Here is a 17,900-nt window from a genome sequence, read left to right as displayed (position 1 = left end):
GGCCGCGCGTATCGGCGCCCGCTCGACCATGGCGGCGGGAACGACATCACCCGCGAGTTCGGCACCGCACTCGGCGTCGCCCTCCTCGGTACCCTCCTGGCCAGTGGCTACCGCAGTGCCATCGACGACAGGCTCGGCGGCGTCCCTCAAGGCGCGGCGGACGCTGCACGCCAGGGCGTCGCCAACGCCGTCGAGGCTGCGGGCACTGCCGGCTCCCACGCGCGGGCGCTGGTTGATGCCGCCCGGCAGTCCTTCGTCGACGGCTGGCAGCAGGCCATGTGGGCAGGTGTCGTCGTCATGGGCGTCTTGTTCGTCTACACCGCCGTCCGCGGTCCGCGAAACAAGCTCTCCACATCGGCGGACGAGGAGAAAACCCCCGAAGACCGACACCCCCAGGTGACCGCGTAAGAGCTGAACCGGCTCGCGCAGGGCCTTCTTCGGCCGGTGGTCGGGCGCCAGGCACGCATGGCACCCGACCACACTCGCGTCACACCGCCGCTACCCGATCAACCGTCTGACTGTCCAGGTTTCACGCGAACGCCATCCTGGCTCACCAGCGCGAACGTCATGGATGGCGGCTGATGGGGCGAGCCTTACCGACAGGCCGTAAGACGGATCAATCGCGGGTTCTGCACGCTGGTGGCGGTCCGGGTCGACGCAGCCGCCCGCGCGAGGCCGGCCCGGCCGCTGGTGACCGGGCGGTGGTCGTCGGCCGCCAGGAGGCCAGCCGGTCGGGGGACGGGTTCGATCGGGAACCGGCGCGGCTTGCAGGTAACGCTCATCGAAGCCCGGCCTGGGGCGCGGGGTTGTCCTGGCGGGCGGCGCGGCGGGCTCCGACCAGCAGCAGGACGTTCGCGAGCAGGAGGATCGGCCAGGGCGTGAACGCGAGGACCACAGCGCCGGCCACGGTCCAGATCCCCAGCGTCCACGCGATGAACGGCGGCGGCACAATGCCGCGGCGGTCCAGCCACAGCACGATCAGGCCGACCACGATGAGCGGCACGCCGAAGCTGGCCAGACTCAGCCAGTACGCGCTGTTCGCCGGGCCCATCGCGGCGAAGTCCTCGCCCCACAGCTCCCCGCTGAACCATGCCCCGGCGTGGCGCGCGGCGCCCTCCAGCGTCAGGGCGCTGAGCGTGTGCGCGGCCCCGAAAAGCGCGATGAGCCAACCGGCCCACTTGATCATCTGAGTTCTCCGTTCTTTCGCGGAGTCACGCGCATCCGGGCGAACTCCAGTTACGAAACTCTGGTTTCGATACTCGCGTTCCGTATAATGCAGGCGTGGCAGCGAGAAAGCAACGGGGAGGACGCCCCCGCGACAGTCGTGTGGATCACAGAATCCTGCAGACCGCCCGTGAGCTGATCGACGAGATCGGCTACCCCGCCCTGACCGTCGACCAGGTCGCGGCCCGCGCCGGGGTAGGCAAGGCGGCGATCTACCGCCGCTACACCTCCAAAGCCGAGATGGCGTTCGCCGCCACCGTGCACGGACAGCAGTTGCCTCCGCCGGCCGACACCGGCTCCCTGCACGGAGACCTGCTGGCGCTGGCCCGCGCGTTCCATGTCCGCCTGGCCGCCCCGGCGACCCGGGATCTGGGACCGGCCCTGATGAGCGAACTCGCCGTCAATCCCGAACTGGTGACCCGGTTCCAGGACACCTTCCTGGCCGCCGAACACGCCGATGTTGCCCGCATCATCGAACGGGCCGTGGCCCGCGGCGAGCTGACCGGGCCCGTCGACCCCGCGATCGCCCACGTGCTCCTGGCCGGCTCCCTCACCGCCGCCCTGTACATTCTCCAGGTGCCCGTCGACGATGCGATGGTCGCCGACCTCGCCACCGCCGCCGTAGCCGGCATCATCGCCCTGGCCAACCGGCACAACAGCGACCCCGGCAGAACCGCGGAGCCGTGTTGACAGGGCTGTTCCACCTGGTCGGCCCGCAGGACCGGGAAGCCTGCACGAACACGACGCGCTACGGCTCCGTGCGCGTGGTCAGCCGCATGAGAGGCGCTCCTGGCGCTGCCCCAGGCGGGCGACACCCTGTAGTTCTGGAGGTCCGACCGGTGGGGCCGCTCGGCGGGGCCCGTGCTGGCCACGGTCAACGAACGCCTGAAGCCGAGCGTGAGCTGGGTGTCGTCTCCAGGCCGGTCATGGCGTGTTCCTGAAGGCTGGGCTGCGGGCGCGATGGCGGCGAGCAGGGCGCGCAGGCGGCCTTCGGCCTGCTGGACCGCTGCGGTGAGGGCATCCGCGTGGGCTGTTCCGGCCCCGAGGTTTGCGACGGCGAGCACGGCCGTGACTGCCTGCTGCTGCTCGTGGGACATCTGGGAGCCCGCGCGACCTTCTGCCGGCTGACGGTGCTTCCTGGTTGGTGCGGCACGGCAGTGGCCCGGTGGCCGGTCGGTCCCGCCGCCCGATACGCCTATCGCGCTGCCGCTCGGCTGATGCGCGTCTGGGAAAAGGTTGAACGACGCGGGGTACCCCCTGCGGATGTGACGCTCCGTGATGTGTTGTACTCAGATGACCCCCGCCTTCTGTACATCCGTTTCAGCATGGGTTGGAGGCAGGTATGTCCGTGAGTCGTGGACCTGTGTGTCAGGTCGTCCCCCACGGTGATCGTCTGACCGTCACCGGGTGGGAGCCCCAGAGACACGTCCCCTTGGTGGACGGTGAGGGGCGCGACACGCTCACCCGGCAGGTCGTCCAGGCGTCGGTGATGGTGATCTGCGAGGTCCACGGCTGGTGCGGGCGGGTGCCCGTGGACTCGGACTACCGGCCTCCAGGCTACGAACCCTGGCCGCTCTGATCCGGCCGTGGTCCCCCGTGGCGGCTGACGTGTCCGTCTCTGAAGGGGCGCGCCGTGCGCCGCGGCGGGCCGGTTTCGGTGGCCGTCATGCCGTCTCGGCCATCAGCGCGTCGCGCACCTTCCGCAGCCCCGGCAGCCCGGCCGGCACCGCCGCGGCCCGCCGCCGCATCTCCTCCGGGGTGCCGACGCCGAGGTCGTCGAGCAGGTCCTGAAGGGCGGCCGTGCCGTACGGGCTGAACGTCAGGCAGCGCGCGAACGTGACCACGATCCACCAGACCGCCTCCCGGTGCAGGCCCTGCTCGATGAGGTCGCGGGTGCCGTCGATGGAGATCTGCCGGGCCTCGGGGGTCAGGTCCGTCCCGTACGGCTTCGCCGGATCGTACGGCACGCGGTCGTAGACGTCGGCCAGCCGGTCCAGGTGCGCGGCGACGCGGGAGGCGTCGAGGTGGGCGCACCCGAGCCAGTCGAGCAGTACGTCGTGGAAGCCGGCGTGGCCGTGCCTCAGCAGGACCTCCCGGGCTGCCACGTACCGGCGGCGGACGGTCGGGTTGGCGCGGGCGGCGGTCAGGATCACCAGCGTGGGCAGGCTGGCCAGGAACGCCCAGGAGAGCACCCGGTCGGCCAGCGGCCGGCCGACGTCGAACCGGGCCAGAGGGGCGATCCGCTCCTCCAGCGCCGCGCATCGGATGCGGACCCAACGGGAGCGGCCGAACTCCCCCGCCACCGCGGTGTGCAGCGCGGCGAGCCGTCCGTCCGGATCGGCCAGGAGGACTCCCCTGCTCAAGGCGGGCGCCAGCGCCGGTGACGACAGCACGTCCGCCGCGGACTCCAGCGGGGCGTAGCCGACCTCCAGCAGCACGCCCTCGTGCCGGAACTTGCCCAGCTTCGGCGGGGCCTCGCCGTCTACCACGATCACGAGATCGACGTCGGAGGCGGCCGGAAGCTCCGCCTCGGCCGGAAGCCAGGCCGCGGACCCGCTGACGTAAGCGCCGACGAATCCGGGGACCTGATGCTCCGCCACCCATCGCGCCGCCACCGCCCGCGCCTCTGCGATCTTCATGGCACGACCCTAGGGGATCCGGACCGGACGGCCGGGACGCGGACGGGGGCGCACGCGTCAGACCACGAGCACGAGGAGCGCGACGATCGCGGCGTCGATGGCGAGGCTGAGCAGGGCGGGCAGCCAGCGGCTGCGATGGCGGGCCGTGGGCAGCTCCCGCCAGCGGGCCAGGTGGACGGCCGTGCCCGCCGCGGTGACCGCCGCCACGAGGATGAACGCCGCGAACGGCACCGTGCCCCAGGCCCCGGCCATCCAGGCCACCCACAGCAGCAGGGCGGCGTTGGCCGTCGCGTTGACGGCGCCGAGCCGGTCGGCCTGCGGACGGCTACGGCTCGGCCGCCGCCGGGTCGCCGGCTCCCACGTGATCAGCACGGCGGCGGCGAGCAGCCCGGCGGTGACCGTGAGGAGGAGCGGGTCGGTGGACGCGGGCGTGGGTTCCTCGTGGCCGAGCAGCCACAGGCCCACGTGGTCGACGTCCTTGTCGGTGTTGCCCAGCACGACCACGCCGCGCCGCCCCGCGCGGTCGAACCCGACATATGACCGGAAGCCGCCGGTGCCGCCGTTGTGCCAGGTGACCTCGCCTTCCGCGGTCTTCGTCGTGAACCAGCCGTAGCCGATGCGGCTGGTCTCGTCGTCCGTGAAGCGCGGCGCCGCCGCCTCGGCTCCAGGTGCGCCGCCCTTGAGCATGGCGTCGACGAGGCGGGCGAGGTCGGCGCTCGTGGACCAGATCCCCACCCCCGCCGGGGCGTAGCCGTCGCTTGTCCACGGGTCCGCCTCGTGCCCGGCCTCCACGTAGCCGTGCGCCCTGCCCTCCGGTGGGACGGAGGTGGTGGTGGCCCTCATGCCGAGCGGGTCGAGCACCCGCCGCCTCAACAGGTCGCTGTACGGCTGCCGCGCGCGTTCGGCGAGCGCGTGCCCGAGCACCGCCATGCCGAGGTTGGAGTAGGCGACCGTGCCGCGTCCGGAGAGCGTCGCGGAGTTCGCCGCCGCGCGCACGTCGGAGACGTCCTGGCCGGAATAGGGGTTGCCGTGGGTGTAGTTCGCGGCGGCTGCCCGTACCAGCGTGCCGAGACCGCCCGCGAGCCGCGGCAGGCCGGATCGGTGGCCGGCCAGCTCCTCGTAGGTGATCGAGCCCTGCAGGCCCGGCACCGGGGACCGCGGGTAGAGGCCGTCCCTCGCGGCCATGTCGGCGAGGAGCATGCCGGTGAGCGCCTTGGTCACCGAGCCGATCTCGAACGGGGTGGACGCGTCGACCGGACGCGGGACGGGGCCGCCCGTGTCGCCGACGCCCGCCGTACGGACGGCGCCGTTCTCGATCAGCGCCACGGACAGCGCGCGGTAGCCGTCGGAGCCGGCCGCGTGGCGCACGGCCTGGGCGAGCGCGCGGTCACCCGTGGTCACGGCCCCCAGGCGCGGCGGCGCGGGCGCGACGGCGAAGGCCGCGACCGCGGCCAGCACGGCCGCGACCAGGACGGACGTCAGCCGGCCCGGTGTCAGCACCAGGTCGCTCCGCTGGAACATGGAACGCATCCCCTCTCAGGGTCGGATCGGATCGATTGCGAACGGTGTGACCGGTTCCGCGTGGGCCCCCTCGCCTGTCAGGGTCGGATCGGATCGCTTACAAACGGCGTGACCCGTTTCGCCAGGGCCCCCTCGCCTCTCAGGGTCGGATCGGATCGCTTGCAAACGGTGTGACCGGTTCCGCGTGGGCCCCCTCGCCGTGTCCCGGGGATCCGGGGAACGGCATGGCGGCATTCACGCGTGACCGACCGGACCACGAGGGCGGTCAGGGGCCACGCCCGGGAATGACGAGCGGGATCCCGGCGACGGCATGAGCACTCCCCCACCGGGGCCGCGGGTGGACCCGTCCCCAAGGACGACCGCGCAGCAGGTGCGCACCCGTCCCCTCGGAGGGACGGCCACCGCCCGCACGGATGAGCGCCGGTTCGTGAGGGACGGCCACCGCCCGCACGGATGAGCGCCGGTTCGTAAGGGACGGCACCCGACCGCCACCCACGGCACGGCCCCTGCTGAGGGCGGCGCACACCGCCAGACCCGGTGATCGTCCTTGTCGGGCCGGAAGCCGGGGTTGGGCATGGCGCCCACCAGCGCGAACCCGAGAGCCCGAGCACCGGGGTGCGCCGGCGGACCGGGCCAGCGGCCGTCGCGGCGGAGCTGGGCTGGTTGGCCGGGCCGAGTCGGTTGGCCAGGCTAAGCCAGGCTAAGCCAGGCTGAGCCAGGCTGGCCCGCTGGGTTGGTTGGGTCGGTTGGGTCGGTTGAGCCCGTCCAGGCTGGGTCGGTCGGCTGGGCCCGCCCAGCTGGCCCGCGGGTTGGTTGGGACCGCCCAGGCTGAGTCGGTCGGGTCGGCAGGGCCGGGGAGGGCCTGGGTGGGTCGGGTCGGGAGGGCCTGGGTGCCGGGTTTTCGCGGAATGCGGCGGATGAGCGGATCCGGTGGTCAGCCCCGGCGGGAGAAGTAGACGAGGGCGGCCACGTAGGACACGCCCGCGACGGCTCCCAGTAAGGCGAACGGCATGGGATCCTCCCCGCGCCAGACCTGCACGAAGAACCCGCCGACCACGACCATGCTGAGCACGTGGGCGGTGGCGCCGCGGGCGCGCAGCTCGTTGAGCTTGCGCCGCTCGTCGCCCAGTTCCCCGCTCAGCATCGCGGTGGTCTCACTGGCCTTGCGCGTCAGCACGAGGAAGGCGGCGTATCCGGCCATGATCCCGAAGAGCGCGAGCCCGAGGACGACCTGGCCGCGGAGCATGAACGGCACGCCGAGCAGCAGCCCAAGCACGAGGCTGAACGCCGTGATGAACCAGCGGTTAGTCGTCACAGTGGAAGATCTCCTCGACGGTCCGGCCGAAGAATCGGGCCATGCGGATGGCGAGCGGGAGCGACGGGTCATACCGGCCCTGCTCGATGGCGTTGATCGTTTGCCGGGAGACCCCGAGACGCTCCCCGAGGGCCTGCTGGGAGAGCCCCGCGGCGTTCCGGAGCTCTCTGATGTCGTTGTCCACAACGTAAAGCTCCCTTTACTTCAATCTCACAATGGAAAGTACCCTTGACACCGGCGGGTGTCAAGGGAGCTTTACTTCGTGAGCGCCCGCACGTGGTCGACCAGCATGGGCCGTCCCGGCGCGGTGGCGGCCGTGGGTCCGCTAACGAACGCCTGGGGCAGCCCGCCGCCGACGGCCACGTTCAGGATCAGGAAGAAGCCGTGACGGGTCGCCCGTTCCCAGGTGGCCGCGTCCATCCGGGTCGCCTCCACGGTGAAGGGCAGCCGCCCGTCCAGGTACCAGCGCACCTCGCGCTCGGTCAGTTCGACCGCCTAGGTGTGGAAGGAGCTGTGGCAGGTGGGCACGGCCGCTCGCCCGAGGTGATCCCGCGCGGCTCTGCGGGTCCTCCAGGTAGGGGACGAGATGGCGCAGGAAGTCGGGCCGGGGGCAGAAGTCGGCGTCGAACACGGCGACCAGGTCGGCGTCGCCGAGGGTCAGGCCGTGGTTGAGGTTGCCCGCCTTCTTCAGGTGGCCGCGGTCGGGCCGCGAGTCGTAGTCCAAGGCGTGCTGGCGTGCCAGGCGCTCGGGCCGGGCGGAGTCGTCGAGCACGAGGACGCGTAGTGGAGCGTTCCAGCTCAGGGCCGCCACGTGGCGAAAGGGGTTGGCCGGCACCTCTTCCGGCTCGCCCAGGGTGGGCAGGAGGACGTCGACGGAGGGCAGGGCCGCCGGCCGCCAGGAGCGGACGAGCAGGAGGTGCGACTCCCAGGTGGTGGTGCGCTGCGCTGGCCGTCGACGTAGGAGAACACCCAGCTCGTCAGGTTCAGCGCGAGGGCGGCGCGCCCAGCAGGCGGCCGAGGAGGTCGTCGACCACCCGCTCGGCCCTTTCCGTCTCACCCGTGCGCGCCACCAGCAACGCCACCTCGTTGATCGCCGCCAGCAGCATGTGGGCGTACATCCCCAGGTGGTCGTCCCGGACGGCTCCGGTGGCCCGCAGCGCCCCCCTGAGCATGCCGAAGGCGTGGCGGGCCTCGACCTCGCGCCATTTCTCCCAGCCGAGGACCGAGGGGGCGTCGACGAGGACGATCCGCCGGACGACCTCGTCGCCCGCCAGGCGGATCCAGGCCAGGACGCCCAGGCGCAGCGCCTGCTCCGGGCTCACGGCATCGCGCACGGTGTCGGCGATCCGGCGGCCGACCTCCGTCTCCACCGCCTCGAGGACCGCCTCGAACAGGGCGTCCTTGCCGGCGTAGTGGTGGTAGAGCGCTCCCCTGCTCAGACCCGACTCGTGCAGGACCGTCTCGATCGAGGTGCCCTCGTAGCCGTGCTCGGCGAACAGGCGGGTGGCGATGGCCAGGACCCTGTCGCGCGTGGCGGCGCCGCGCTCTGCCTTGCGGTTCATGACCACCACTCTAGACATACCGACCAACGGTCGGTTATTTTCCAGACCGACAGTCGGTTTGTTATGGAGGAACGATGAGAACACGTCACGGCATCTCCTACGTCGACGAAGGCGACGGGCCCGTCGCGCTGTTCGTGCACGGAGCCGGCACCAACGCGAGCCTGTGGGGCAACGCCATCGCCGAACTGCGCGCCGAACGCAGGTGCGTGGCCCTCGACCTGCCGCTGCACGGTCGGAGCGAGGCGAGGGACGAGCTGTCGCTGCCCGCCCTCGCCGAGCTGGTCGAGGAGTTCTGCGCCGATCTCGGCCTCGGCACGGTCGACCTCGTCGCCAACGACAGCGGCGGCGCCATCGCGCAGGTCCTCGCGGTCAGGCACCCGGAACGGCTGCGCACGCTCACGCTGACCAACTGCGACGTGCACGACAACCTGCCGCCCGAGGCCTTCAAGCCCACCGTCGAGCTCGCGGCGAAGGGAGAGCTCGTGCCGCTCACCGCCGTGCTGCTCGACCGGCCCGCGCTCGTGACCGGAAGCGCCTTGGGCGCGGGCTACGAGCGCATCGACGACCCCGAGGCGCTGGTCGAGCGATTCCTCCGGCCGATCTTCGGCGATCCCGAGCGCGGCCGCGCCTTCGAGCGCTTCCTGGTGGGGCTGGACGCCAAGGACCTCGTCGCCATCGAGCCGGAGCTGGGGCGGCTGGCCGTACCCACGCTGGTGGTGTGGGGCACCAGTGACCCGTTCTTCGAGCTGCGGTGGGCGCGGTGGCTGCGCGACACCGTTCCAGGGGTCAGGAAGGTCGTCGAGATCGAGGGCGGCAGGCTCTTCTTCGTGGAGGAGCGGGCCGGCGAGCTCGTCCCCCACCTGCGTGAGCACTTCGCCTTCGGGCTCCGGCAGGCCTGAGGCCCACGTCCGGTGCGCCCCGCGTCGGGTCGCCGCCGCTCCCCCGCTTCGTGGTCGCCGCGGCGGCCGGCAGCCCGTGCACCGGCCTGGGACCCGCGCCGGACGGGGAGCCCGTGCAAAAGGCGCCCACACGGGCCGAGAAGGACGCGCACGGGAGAACGCCCAGGCAGGAGGAGGAAGGGCCCCGCACCCCCCGGGAAAACGCCCACGCACGCAGATGAGAGCTCGCAGGGGGGTAAACGCCCCGGCACGCACAGGAAAGCCCGCACGCCCGGGGTAAACGCCCCGACACGCTGAGGAGAGCTCGCACGCCCGGGGGTAAACGCCCCGGCACGCGGAGGAAGCCCGCACGCAGGGAAAACCGGTGGAGAGCGGCGCGCAGCGCCGTCCACACTGGGCCGCGTGACAGAGAACGCATTGGTGACGGCAACGACGACCGGAGCCGCGGACGAGGTGAGACGGCTGCTGGAGAGCGGAGCCTCCCCCGACGCGCCCGACGACGAGGGCAGCACCGCCCTCTACCGAGCGGCCGTCCAGGGGCACGCGGAGATCGTGCGCGCGCTGCTGGCGGCCGGGGCCGATCCGAACCGGGAGAGCGGCGGCGGCAGCGAGGGGCTGCCGCTGTGCGCCGCGGCCACCTGGGGGCGGCTGGACGTGGTGGTCGCCCTGCTCGACGCGGGCGCCGACCCGGACCTGAAGGAGGATCCGGACAGACACGCGATGGCCGCCCTGCACTGGGCCGCCGCCAAGGACCATCTCGCCGTCGTCTCAGCGCTGCTCGGCAGGGGCGCCGACCCCGACGTCCTGGACAGTGTGGGCAACACCGCGCTCGTCCACGCCACCCGGTACGGCGCGGCGGCCGTGGTCCGGGTGCTCCTCGACCACGGAGCCGACCCCTCGATCACCGACGGCCAGGGACGGCCTGCCCTCGATCTGGCCCGCGACCTGGCCGGCCAGGACATCGAAACGGTGGTCCGCGACCGGGCCGGGGAGTACGCCCCGGCGGGCGCGCGGATCAGCGTGCGCCGCGAGAAGTCGGAAGGCGGTGGTGAGCGCGTCGTGGCCGAGGTGCGGGAGCGTGACGGCCGGCTGCGTTCGGAGTCGTTCCTCGGGACCGGCCACGCCGAGATCGTCCGCCTCCTGGAGGCCCGCCCGCCCGGCGCGTAGGCCTCCGTTCCCGAGGTCCCGCACCGGAAAGGAAGGCAGCCCGCCCGCGAGATCCCGCGCCAGGCCGGCCTGCGGCCCTCCACGGGGTCCGGGGCGGCGGACAGCTCCATCCACGCGAGGCCCCGTGCCGGGCGGACCGGCCGGGTCTCGTTCACACCTTGCAGGGGGTGAGTCCGGCCGCCTCGGCCTGTCGCACGCGCGGGCGCATGACCGCCGACAGCAGCACCATCAGCACGGCCACCCCGGTGATCATGGCGAAGGCCGCCGGGTAGGAGACGCCGCCCGCGACCCAGCCGGTCACCGCGGGAGCCGTCAGGCCCGACAGGTAGGTGATCGTCGCGACTCCCGCCACACCCTCGCCGGGCGTGGGCCCCGCGTTGCCCGCCGCGGCGAACACCAGCGGCACGATGGCCGCCACGCCCAGCCCGATCAGCGCGAAGCCGATGACGCACAGCACCGGCGTGCGGGCGGCGACCACGGTGACGCCGCCGGCGACGGCCAGGGCCCCGCCCGCCCTGACCACCGTCACCGGCCCGAACCGGTGGACGAGACGGTCACCGGCCAGGCGGGCGCCCGCCATGCAGAGCATGAAGATCGTGTAGCTGGCGGCGGCCGTGCCGGGGCCCGCGTCGGCGACCTCGGTCAGGTAGACGGCCGACCAGTTCGCGCTCGCGCCCTCCACGAAGGTGCCGCAGAAGCCGACCACGCCGATGCCCAGGACGGCCTTGGGCGGCAGCGCGAAGCGGCGCGGTGCGGGCGCGTCGCCGAGCGCGCCGCCCGGCGGGTCGGGGAACAGGCCGCGCCCCGCGACCGTGCCGGCCAGCAGCATCACCAGCGCCATCGCGCCGAGGTGTGTCCGGGCGTCGGTGCCCGTCTGGGCGGCCAGGACGCCGACGCCGCCGCCGGCCAGGCTGCCCAGGCACCACATGCCGTGCAGCCCCGAGATGATCGGGCGGCCCAGGCGCCGTTCCAGGACGACACCGTGCGCGTTCATGACGACGTCGCACATGCCGGCGGCCGCGCCGTACAGGAGGAAGACAGCGAACAGCACGGCGGGCACGGGGGCGAGGGCGGGCAGCGCCAGCGCGAGGCACCACAGCGCGAGCACGACCCTGGTCGCCCTGGCACTGCCGAGCCGGTAGCTGAGGCGGCTGGCCATGGGCATGGCGACGAACGCGCCGATCGACGGGCAGAGCAGGGCCAGTCCGAGGGTGATGGCGCCGAGGCCGAGGTGGTCCTGGATCCAGGGGATGCGGGTGGCCAGACTGCCCGCGACGGCGCCGTGGACGGCGAAGACGGCGGCGATGGCACGGTGGGGGCTCATGGCGCCGAAATTATCAGGAAGCCTTCCTGATGAAAAGAGGTAATAGGCAGGCTCCCTGCTTATTATGTGGAGCGTGAAGACCGCCACGCCGGCCATGGCCCGCGCGATCAACGACCGGCTCGCCCTCGACCTGCTGCTGGAGCGCGGCCCGCTGACCGCTCCCCAGTTGCGCGAGCTCACCGGCCTGTCCAGGCCCACCGTCTCCGACCTGGTCGAGAGGCTCATGGAGGGCGGCCTGGTCGAGGTGACCGGGGAGTGCGGCCAGGACCGGCGCGGGCCGAAGGCACGCCTCTACGGCATCGTCGCGGGCCGCGCCCACGTGGCAGGCGTGGACCTGCGGCGCGCGACGGTCGAGGTGACCGTCGCCGACATCACAGGGACGACGGTCGGCACCGCCGTACGCGATCTGCCCGGGCGTCCCGACCTCGCCGCGTTCGTGGAGAGCACGGTCAGCGCGGCCGCCGGCGGCCGCGCGCTGGACACGGTGGTGATCGGCGCGCCCGGCCTGGTCGATCCGCGGCACGGCGAGCTGGTCGCCGGCAACGGCGTGCCCGGCTGGGGGCCCGGCTTCGTCCAGGAGGTACGGCACCGCCTGGGCGTGCCGGTGATCCTGGAGAACGAGGTGAACCTGGCCGCCGTCGCCGAGCACCGCACCGGGGCGGCCATGGGGAGCGACGACTTCGTCCTGCTGTGGCTAGATGACGGCGTCGGCGCGGCGGTCGTGCTGGACGGCAGGCTGCGGCGCGGGGCGTCGGGCGGCGCGGGCGAGATCGGGCTGCTCGAGGTGGACGGCACGACGTTCTGCGAGAGCGTGGCCAGCGGCGCGGCGCGCGAACTCGGCGGCGAGGAACTGGCCGGGCGGATCGCGCTGGCCGCCTTCGCGATGGTGACGATCCTCGATCCGGGCGTGGTCGTGCTCGGCGGGAAGACGGGGCGGGCCGGGGGCGACACGCTCGCCGGGCTGGTGGGCGAGCGGCTCGGCGCGCTGTCGCCCGCGCCCACCAGGGTGCTGGCGAGCACCGTGGCGGGCAACGCGATCCTGCAGGGCGCGGTGCTGACGGCCCTCGACACGGCCCGCGACAGGATCTTCGGCTGACGCCGGCGCGCCCAGGGCCGCGACGATCTCCTCCCGCCGGCCGGCGGACTCGCGTGAGCCGGCCCCTGCAAGCACGACAAAAGGGACTTGCAACCGGCTTCGACTAGAAAGCCCCCATTACTCCACGGACAGGGGGACGACCGTGACCGATGCGCACGAGCTTCAGCGCCCGGCGCCGGAGGCGCTTCGCGTGCGCGGCCTGCCGTTCGGCCGGGCCAAGAATGTGATCGCGGACATGGCGGTCGCCGGGCTGCGCCTGCTGATCACCATAGGCCGGTCGATCCAGCCACCGGCTCGCCGCTCGCGGCGACTCTGGCGACCCTCCCCGTCCTGCCTGACGACGAGCCGGCGGGCGGAACTGAAGACGTTCATCCCGACGCCGCCCAAATGATCTAGAGGGGCCGGGGCACGACGGACGGGCCGTCTATCTATAACGCACCGCCAGGAGCCAGTCAAGAACGCAAATTATACCTTTTGGTACTTCTCTATAGAAATGCCGAAATGGCGTTCTAATAACATCCGGAAAGTTCGATTACTAGATTAATGGCCCTTGAAAGGACGGGCCGTAAGTCTAATATCTGGGTTTGTGTCCCATGATCCATCGGACTTGCCGGACAAGCAGGTCTGGCCACCCGGCCACTCCGATGACACCGCCGTGACAGCTCCCATCCCTCCGCTTGCCAGGCACAGGTCGCAGCCGCAGCCGCCGGAGGAGTGGGAGCCCGAACGGCTGTCCGCAGGCCCGTGGCGGCTGATCATTCGTGCGGGGACCGTATTCGTCGCGCTGACCGTGGTGGGGATCGGGATCGGCGCGATTCGCTCGTCGTGGACGCCCGCGCCGAGCGTGGTCACGCCCGTGGCCAGCGCGTCCGCGCCGGCGACCGACCGGGGATCCGCCCAGGCCGGGGCGGCGCAGCAGCAGGCCACGCCGGTCGGACCCGGGACCTCGGGCGAGCCGGTCGAGCCGGGGGCTTCGGCGCCGCCGCGAGGGGGCGGAGCCGAGCCCGCGGTCTCGACCCGGGAGGCCAGGCGGGTGCACGACCGCTTCCAGCGCGACCTGTCGGCCGTCCAGCTCGACATGGACGACAAGGCCGTGGCCCAGCTCGAGCAGGGGCTGGCGCTGGAGATGACCAGGGCGAGCTTCGAGACGGCCAGGCTGCGCGACGACCCGGTGGCGGCCGGCATCTGGCCGGGCACCAAGGTGTGGGTGCCACGCCGTACGGCTGAGGCAGGCGAGTGGTTCGTGGCCGCCATGCACGAGCCGGGCGTGGCGCGCGTGACCGACGTGCTGGTCAGGACGAAGCAGGGGTGGCGGCTGGTGGCCTCCACCGCCGACACCCGCACCCCCGCGCCCGAGCTGCCGGCCATCGCCGTCGACGCCGACGGGTACGCCACCAGCCTGGACGAGTTCACCTCAGGCCTGCGCGGCACGCCCAAACAGGTCGCGCTCGCGCACCTGAGAAGCCTGGAACGGGCCACCGACGACGAGCGGTTCGCCGACGGGCCGTGGACGTCGACGGCGGTGCGGCTCTGGCAGCGCGAACGCGCCCAGCTCCGCAAGGCCGGCTGGAAGCTCGAGCTGTCCTACCGCCTGACCGGGAAGGTGCGGGCGCTCAGGACCGTCGACGGCGGCGCCCTGGTCTGGTACGCGGCCCGCTCCACCGAGGTGCGCACGGCCGAGCGGCCGGGCACCACGGTGACGCTGAAGGGCTCGGCCGCCGTCCGCACCGCCAACCGGCCGTTCGCTCAGACGGCCAGCGCGACCTACGGGCGGATGTACCTGGCGTACGTTCCGCCGATCGACTCCACCGAGCCCATCAGGGTCCTGGGCGACTGGACAGACGTACTGGAGAGCCACGGCACCTGACGGACCACCAGATAAGAGGAGCACCATGGCGACATCCCCACGCAGACCTTCCAGGTCAACGGTCGTCACGACAGCACTCACGATCGGCGTGTTCGGCGCCGGGGCGGGACTCGGCGGTTTCCTCCAGAGTCGTGCCCCCGAGCCCCGCAGCGAGGTCCTCCGCCTGGCGGCGGGCACCTATCAGCTGGACGAGCAGGAGGGCGGGTCGTCCTCGGACGCGCTCACCGCCCGCTCGCTCACCGGCGCGGACGGCGGCAGCACGCTGTCGGGCGGTTCGGGGGGCCCGCCGTTGTGCCTGGCGGCCACCGTCGACTGGCTGGCTGTCCAGGGGTCCGGTGAGGCGTGCGCGTCCATCCCCCTGCTGGGCAAGGAGATGACGGATCCGCCCCTGCTGCGCCCCGGAAACCCGGCGGAGCGGTCCACGCCGGTGCCGAAGGCGCCGGAGCCGAAGGATCCCGCGCCCAAGAAGAGCGATCCGCCGCCGGCCACGCGGATGAACGAGCCGCCGCCGCAGCGATCCGACCCGCGGCCGCCCGCGAGGGAGCGGGACGACTCCCCCGAGCCCAGGAGGAGCGAGGCTCCCGCGCCCAGGCGCAGCGAGCCCCCCGCGCCGAGGAAGAGCGAGCCGGAGGCGGACAGGAAGAACGAGAACGACAGGAAGGACGAGAACGATAGGAAGGAGGACAAGAAGGCCGAGGTCCCGGCGCCTGGCTTCCCGAAGGGCACGCTGCGGGCCGTCGAACCCAACGCGCAGCCGCTGCCCAGCGGCCCGCCCCGCCAGCCGGTACGGCCCCGCCCCGCCGACCAGAACCCGCCCGACCAGGTGCCGCCGGGCCAGAACCCGTCCAGCCAGAACCCACCACGGCAGAACCCGCCACAGAATCCGCCGCGGCGGACCCCACCGAGCCAGAACCCGCCGGACCGCGGCACCCCGGATCGCGGCACCCCGGACCAGGGAACGCCACGCCGGCATCCGACCGTCCGGCCGCCGGACCAGTACCCCACGGCCCGCCAGCCGGCCCCGCGGGTCCCCACCCGCGTTCCCACGGCCCCTCCCCCTGGAGGCAACCCGACGGTCCGGCCCCCCGACGACCGGCAGTGCCTGGTGACCGGCCCCGACGGCAACGCGCTGCGCCCGGCCGTGGCCGGCAGGATCGCCCCCGGCTGCGAGGACCCCGCGCAGACCGCGTTGCCGACGGCCAGGCCCGCGCCGCCGACCGGCAGGACCACGCCCACCGCGGCGCCCAAGGCCACCCCCAGGGCCACCGTGAAGGGGACCGCCAGGACAGCGCAGCCGTCCATGCCGACGTCGCTGCGGCCCGCCGCCAGCCCGGGCCGGCGCACCGGGGCGCCCGCCACCTCGGGCCCGCGCGTCGGCGACGGCACGGCCCTGCGTCCGGCCACCGTCGAGGGCGAGAGCCTGCCGATCTTCCAGGATCCGGCGCTCATGCGCCGCGCCGAGGAGGCCCTCGGCCTCGACGGCACCAGGTCCTACGTCGACGCCAACGGCGAGTGGGACCTCACCGTCGCCCCGCCCGGTACTCCCGAATGCCGTGACTACAGCGAGCAGCAACTGCAGGCCATGGGGGTCTCCACCGCCTCGCCCGCCAGCCTGCCGCGCGACTCGTGCCTGTGGCCGGCCTTCATCCGCTGGCTGTACGCCGATCCCGCCCCCGGCGAGGTGAGCAACTGGACGAAGTTCACCGGCCTGCCCGACCGGAACCTCCAGCTCGTGGTCGTCGACCCGAACAGGGCAAGCCTCCAGCCGCCCGAGACCGCGCCGGGCGCGGTCGACCCGGATCAGGGGCCATGAGCTCTCTTCACGACACGGGAAGCGCCATCCTCGGACCCGATCGGGCGGCCGCGTGGGTGCGGGAGCACGGCGGCCACCTCATGGACTACGCCTGCTACCGGCTCGGCGAGGCGGCGGCGCCGGCCGCCGTCGCCGCCGCGCTCGGCGCGTCGCACTGGCGTGCCGTGCCGGAGAACGTCTCCGAGCGCGGCCTGCTGTTCGCGGCGTTGCGGGGCGTGTGCCTGGCCGATCCGGCGTGCCGGGACGGTTACCACCCGGGGACGGGGCCCGGCCTGCCCGACGCCGAGCTCATGGCGCGGGCCTGGGGACTCGTCGACCCGCTGGGCGTGGAGGCGCTGCTGCTGCTGTTCCGGCACGAGCTGACGCTGGCCGACCTGTCCCATGTCCTGGGGCTGCCGGAGGCCGAGGCGCACCGGCTGGTCACCAGGACGCAGGACCTCATCGAGACGCTGGTGAGCGGGCTGGACGCGCTCGCCCGCGGCCGTCCGACGTGTGACGGCCTCGTGGCGCTGGTGTCGGCGGCCTTCCCCGCCGGCTCCGACGCGGCGCGCGCCGACCTGGTCACGCACATGATCGAGTGCGCGGCGTGCAACCGGCCGTTCAACATCCACTACACCGTCCCGCAGATGATCGACCAGGTGCCGGTGGCCCCGCTGAGCGCCGCGCGGCGGGAGGAGGTGCTGGGCCTGCTGCCCGCCGTGCCCGACCCCTCGCCGCCGGCCGTTCCGCGCCAGGCCACGCCCGCCGAGCCCGGGGCCGATCTCGACGTGCGGCCGCCCGCCATCCCGACCCCCGGCCAGGACACGCCGCTGTTCAACGCGCTGGCGTCGGTGGTGTGGGCGCGCGAGGTGCTCTCCCCCACCGACCAGGCGAGCGCGCCGCCCGCCCATCCGGTCCAGGACCGGCCGGGCGAGACGGCGCTGTCGCCCACCGAGTCCCCGCCATCGCCGCGTCCTTCCCTGCGGCCATCGCTGCGCCCGTCGCTGCGGCCGCGCTCGCGGCTGCCGGAGGCGCTGGCCGCCGCCGGGGCGCGCACCCGCCGTACCGCGGTCAAGGTCGCCATCATGCTCGTCGCGGGTACGGCCGGCATGGTCACCGGCCTGCAGATCCTCGGGCCCGCCCCGGAACCGCCGCGGGAGACCACGTTCACCCCCTCGTCGGGCAGCGACGCGCTCGTGGGGCGGCTGACCCTTCCCGCTTCGGTCACGCTGGACGAGTTCGGCAGGGGCACGATCACGCTGAATCTTCCCGGCGAGCCGGTGAGCTGGCGGATCATCGCACCCGGCCTCGCCGTCACGCCGTCGAGCGGCACCTCGGGAGACGGCGACCCGGCGGTGATCCACGTGCGGGCCGTGCGCTTCCGGCACTGGTGCGGCGACCCGTCGCCGGTCGAGATCGTGCTGACCGTGCAGGGACCCGCCGACTCGCTCACCACCCGCGTTCGCTGGAACACCTGCTGACCCCTGTGAAAGG

17 protein-coding genes and 1 pseudogene are annotated in these 17,900 nt (G+C 73.1%); 9 read left to right on the top strand and 9 right to left on the bottom strand.

From position 1 onward, the window contains the following. Positions 1-778: 778 nt before the first annotated feature. Positions 779-1,186: a DUF6463 family protein gene (locus tag ACWEVS_RS24560; protein WP_452418535.1), complete on the bottom strand. Its 408-nt coding sequence runs from the start codon at positions 1,184-1,186 to the stop codon at positions 779-781. Between the two features lie 140 nt (positions 1,187-1,326). Here ACWEVS_RS24560 and ACWEVS_RS24555 point away from each other — a divergent pair, with 140 nt between their 5' ends. Next, positions 1,327-1,914 (top strand): TetR/AcrR family transcriptional regulator, encoded by a 588-nt coding sequence (locus ACWEVS_RS24555; protein ID WP_452418537.1) that lies wholly within the window; start codon positions 1,327-1,329, stop codon positions 1,912-1,914. Positions 1,915-2,659: 745 nt separating this feature from the next. Beyond that, positions 2,660-2,803: a hypothetical protein gene (locus ACWEVS_RS24550; RefSeq protein ID WP_452553495.1), complete on the top strand. Its 144-nt coding sequence runs from the start codon at positions 2,660-2,662 to the stop codon at positions 2,801-2,803. Between the two features lie 85 nt (positions 2,804-2,888). On the opposite strand, the gene ACWEVS_RS24545 is transcribed toward ACWEVS_RS24550, so the two are convergent. From ACWEVS_RS24545 to ACWEVS_RS24515, 7 genes and pseudogenes are all read right to left on the bottom strand, one after another. Beyond that, positions 2,889-3,863: a hypothetical protein gene (locus ACWEVS_RS24545; RefSeq protein WP_452553493.1), complete on the bottom strand. Its 975-nt coding sequence runs from the start codon at positions 3,861-3,863 to the stop codon at positions 2,889-2,891. Between the two features lie 57 nt (positions 3,864-3,920). Next, on the bottom strand, positions 3,921-5,384 hold the full coding sequence (locus ACWEVS_RS24540; protein WP_452553491.1) for a serine hydrolase domain-containing protein: 1,464 nt from the start codon (positions 5,382-5,384) through the stop codon (positions 3,921-3,923). Positions 5,385-6,318: 934 nt separating this feature from the next. Beyond that, complete coding sequence (locus ACWEVS_RS24535) at positions 6,319-6,699, bottom strand: hypothetical protein (protein ID WP_449929652.1); 381 nt, start codon at positions 6,697-6,699, stop codon at positions 6,319-6,321. Next, the gene (locus ACWEVS_RS24530; RefSeq protein WP_449929654.1) at positions 6,689-6,883 is read right to left on the bottom strand and encodes a helix-turn-helix transcriptional regulator; all 195 of its coding nucleotides are present in this window, start codon (positions 6,881-6,883) and stop codon (positions 6,689-6,691) included. Before ACWEVS_RS24530 ends, ACWEVS_RS24535 begins: the two co-directional genes overlap by 11 nt. A 71-nt stretch (positions 6,884-6,954) precedes the next feature. After that, on the bottom strand, positions 6,955-7,170 hold the full coding sequence (locus ACWEVS_RS24525; protein WP_452553594.1) for a hypothetical protein: 216 nt from the start codon (positions 7,168-7,170) through the stop codon (positions 6,955-6,957). A 148-nt stretch (positions 7,171-7,318) separates the two neighbouring features. After that, positions 7,319-7,471 (bottom strand): annotated as a pseudogene (locus ACWEVS_RS24520) (hypothetical protein); the annotation flags it as partial. A gap of 211 nt (positions 7,472-7,682) precedes the next feature. Next, positions 7,683-8,261, bottom strand: coding sequence for a TetR/AcrR family transcriptional regulator (locus ACWEVS_RS24515; RefSeq protein ID WP_449929658.1), 579 nt, complete (start codon positions 8,259-8,261; stop codon positions 7,683-7,685). A 74-nt stretch (positions 8,262-8,335) separates the two neighbouring features. Between ACWEVS_RS24515 and ACWEVS_RS24510 the strand changes: the two genes are divergently transcribed. Both ACWEVS_RS24510 and ACWEVS_RS24505 read left to right on the top strand, forming a co-directional pair. Then, entirely contained in the window at positions 8,336-9,160 is an 825-nt protein-coding gene (locus tag ACWEVS_RS24510; RefSeq protein WP_452553489.1) for an alpha/beta fold hydrolase, read from the top strand. Positions 9,161-9,562: 402 nt separating this feature from the next. Continuing rightward, positions 9,563-10,327: an ankyrin repeat domain-containing protein gene (locus tag ACWEVS_RS24505; RefSeq protein ID WP_452553487.1), complete on the top strand. Its 765-nt coding sequence runs from the start codon at positions 9,563-9,565 to the stop codon at positions 10,325-10,327. A gap of 151 nt (positions 10,328-10,478) precedes the next feature. Here the strand turns inward: ACWEVS_RS24505 and ACWEVS_RS24500 are convergent, their stop codons facing one another. Next, a complete protein-coding gene (locus ACWEVS_RS24500) occupies positions 10,479-11,651 on the bottom strand; it encodes an MFS transporter (protein WP_452553486.1) in 1,173 nt (390 codons plus the stop codon). A gap of 73 nt (positions 11,652-11,724) precedes the next feature. Between ACWEVS_RS24500 and ACWEVS_RS24495 the strand changes: the two genes are divergently transcribed. From ACWEVS_RS24495 to ACWEVS_RS24475, 5 genes are all read left to right on the top strand, one after another. Continuing rightward, on the top strand, positions 11,725-12,747 hold the full coding sequence (locus ACWEVS_RS24495) for an ROK family transcriptional regulator (RefSeq protein ID WP_452553484.1): 1,023 nt from the start codon (positions 11,725-11,727) through the stop codon (positions 12,745-12,747). A 142-nt stretch (positions 12,748-12,889) separates the two neighbouring features. Next, on the top strand, positions 12,890-13,138 hold the full coding sequence (locus ACWEVS_RS24490) for a hypothetical protein (protein ID WP_452553482.1): 249 nt from the start codon (positions 12,890-12,892) through the stop codon (positions 13,136-13,138). Between the two features lie 264 nt (positions 13,139-13,402). Continuing rightward, positions 13,403-14,614, top strand: a complete 1,212-nt coding sequence (locus ACWEVS_RS24485) for a hypothetical protein (protein ID WP_452553480.1) — start codon at positions 13,403-13,405, stop codon at positions 14,612-14,614. Positions 14,615-14,639: 25 nt separating this feature from the next. Continuing rightward, positions 14,640-16,427: a hypothetical protein gene (locus tag ACWEVS_RS24480; RefSeq protein WP_449929672.1), complete on the top strand. Its 1,788-nt coding sequence runs from the start codon at positions 14,640-14,642 to the stop codon at positions 16,425-16,427. Continuing rightward, positions 16,424-17,887, top strand: coding sequence for a hypothetical protein (locus ACWEVS_RS24475; protein ID WP_452553478.1), 1,464 nt, complete (start codon positions 16,424-16,426; stop codon positions 17,885-17,887). Before ACWEVS_RS24480 ends, ACWEVS_RS24475 begins: the two co-directional genes overlap by 4 nt. The last annotated feature ends 13 nt before the right edge of the window (positions 17,888-17,900 follow it).

This window comes from Nonomuraea sp. NPDC003754, assembly GCF_053605785.1.
This window is presented reverse-complemented; position numbering and strand designations above follow the sequence as displayed.

What these genes read in the sequence shown, in the direction of transcription:
- ACWEVS_RS24540 (WP_452553491.1), bottom strand. Translation starts at nt 5,384, where the DNA reads ATGTTCCAGCGGAGCGACCTGGTGCTGACACCGGGCCGGCTGACGTCC.
- ACWEVS_RS24480 (WP_449929672.1), top strand. Translation starts at nt 14,640, where the DNA reads ATGGCGACATCCCCACGCAGACCTTCCAGGTCAACGGTCGTCACGACA.
- ACWEVS_RS24475 (WP_452553478.1), top strand. Translation starts at nt 16,424, where the DNA reads ATGAGCTCTCTTCACGACACGGGAAGCGCCATCCTCGGACCCGATCGG.
- ACWEVS_RS24500 (WP_452553486.1), bottom strand. Translation starts at nt 11,651, where the DNA reads ATGAGCCCCCACCGTGCCATCGCCGCCGTCTTCGCCGTCCACGGCGCC.
- ACWEVS_RS24560 (WP_452418535.1), bottom strand. Translation starts at nt 1,186, where the DNA reads ATGATCAAGTGGGCCGGTTGGCTCATCGCGCTTTTCGGGGCCGCGCAC.
- ACWEVS_RS24510 (WP_452553489.1), top strand. Translation starts at nt 8,336, where the DNA reads ATGAGAACACGTCACGGCATCTCCTACGTCGACGAAGGCGACGGGCCC.
- ACWEVS_RS24545 (WP_452553493.1), bottom strand. Translation starts at nt 3,863, where the DNA reads ATGAAGATCGCAGAGGCGCGGGCGGTGGCGGCGCGATGGGTGGCGGAG.
- ACWEVS_RS24515 (WP_449929658.1), bottom strand. Translation starts at nt 8,261, where the DNA reads ATGAACCGCAAGGCAGAGCGCGGCGCCGCCACGCGCGACAGGGTCCTG.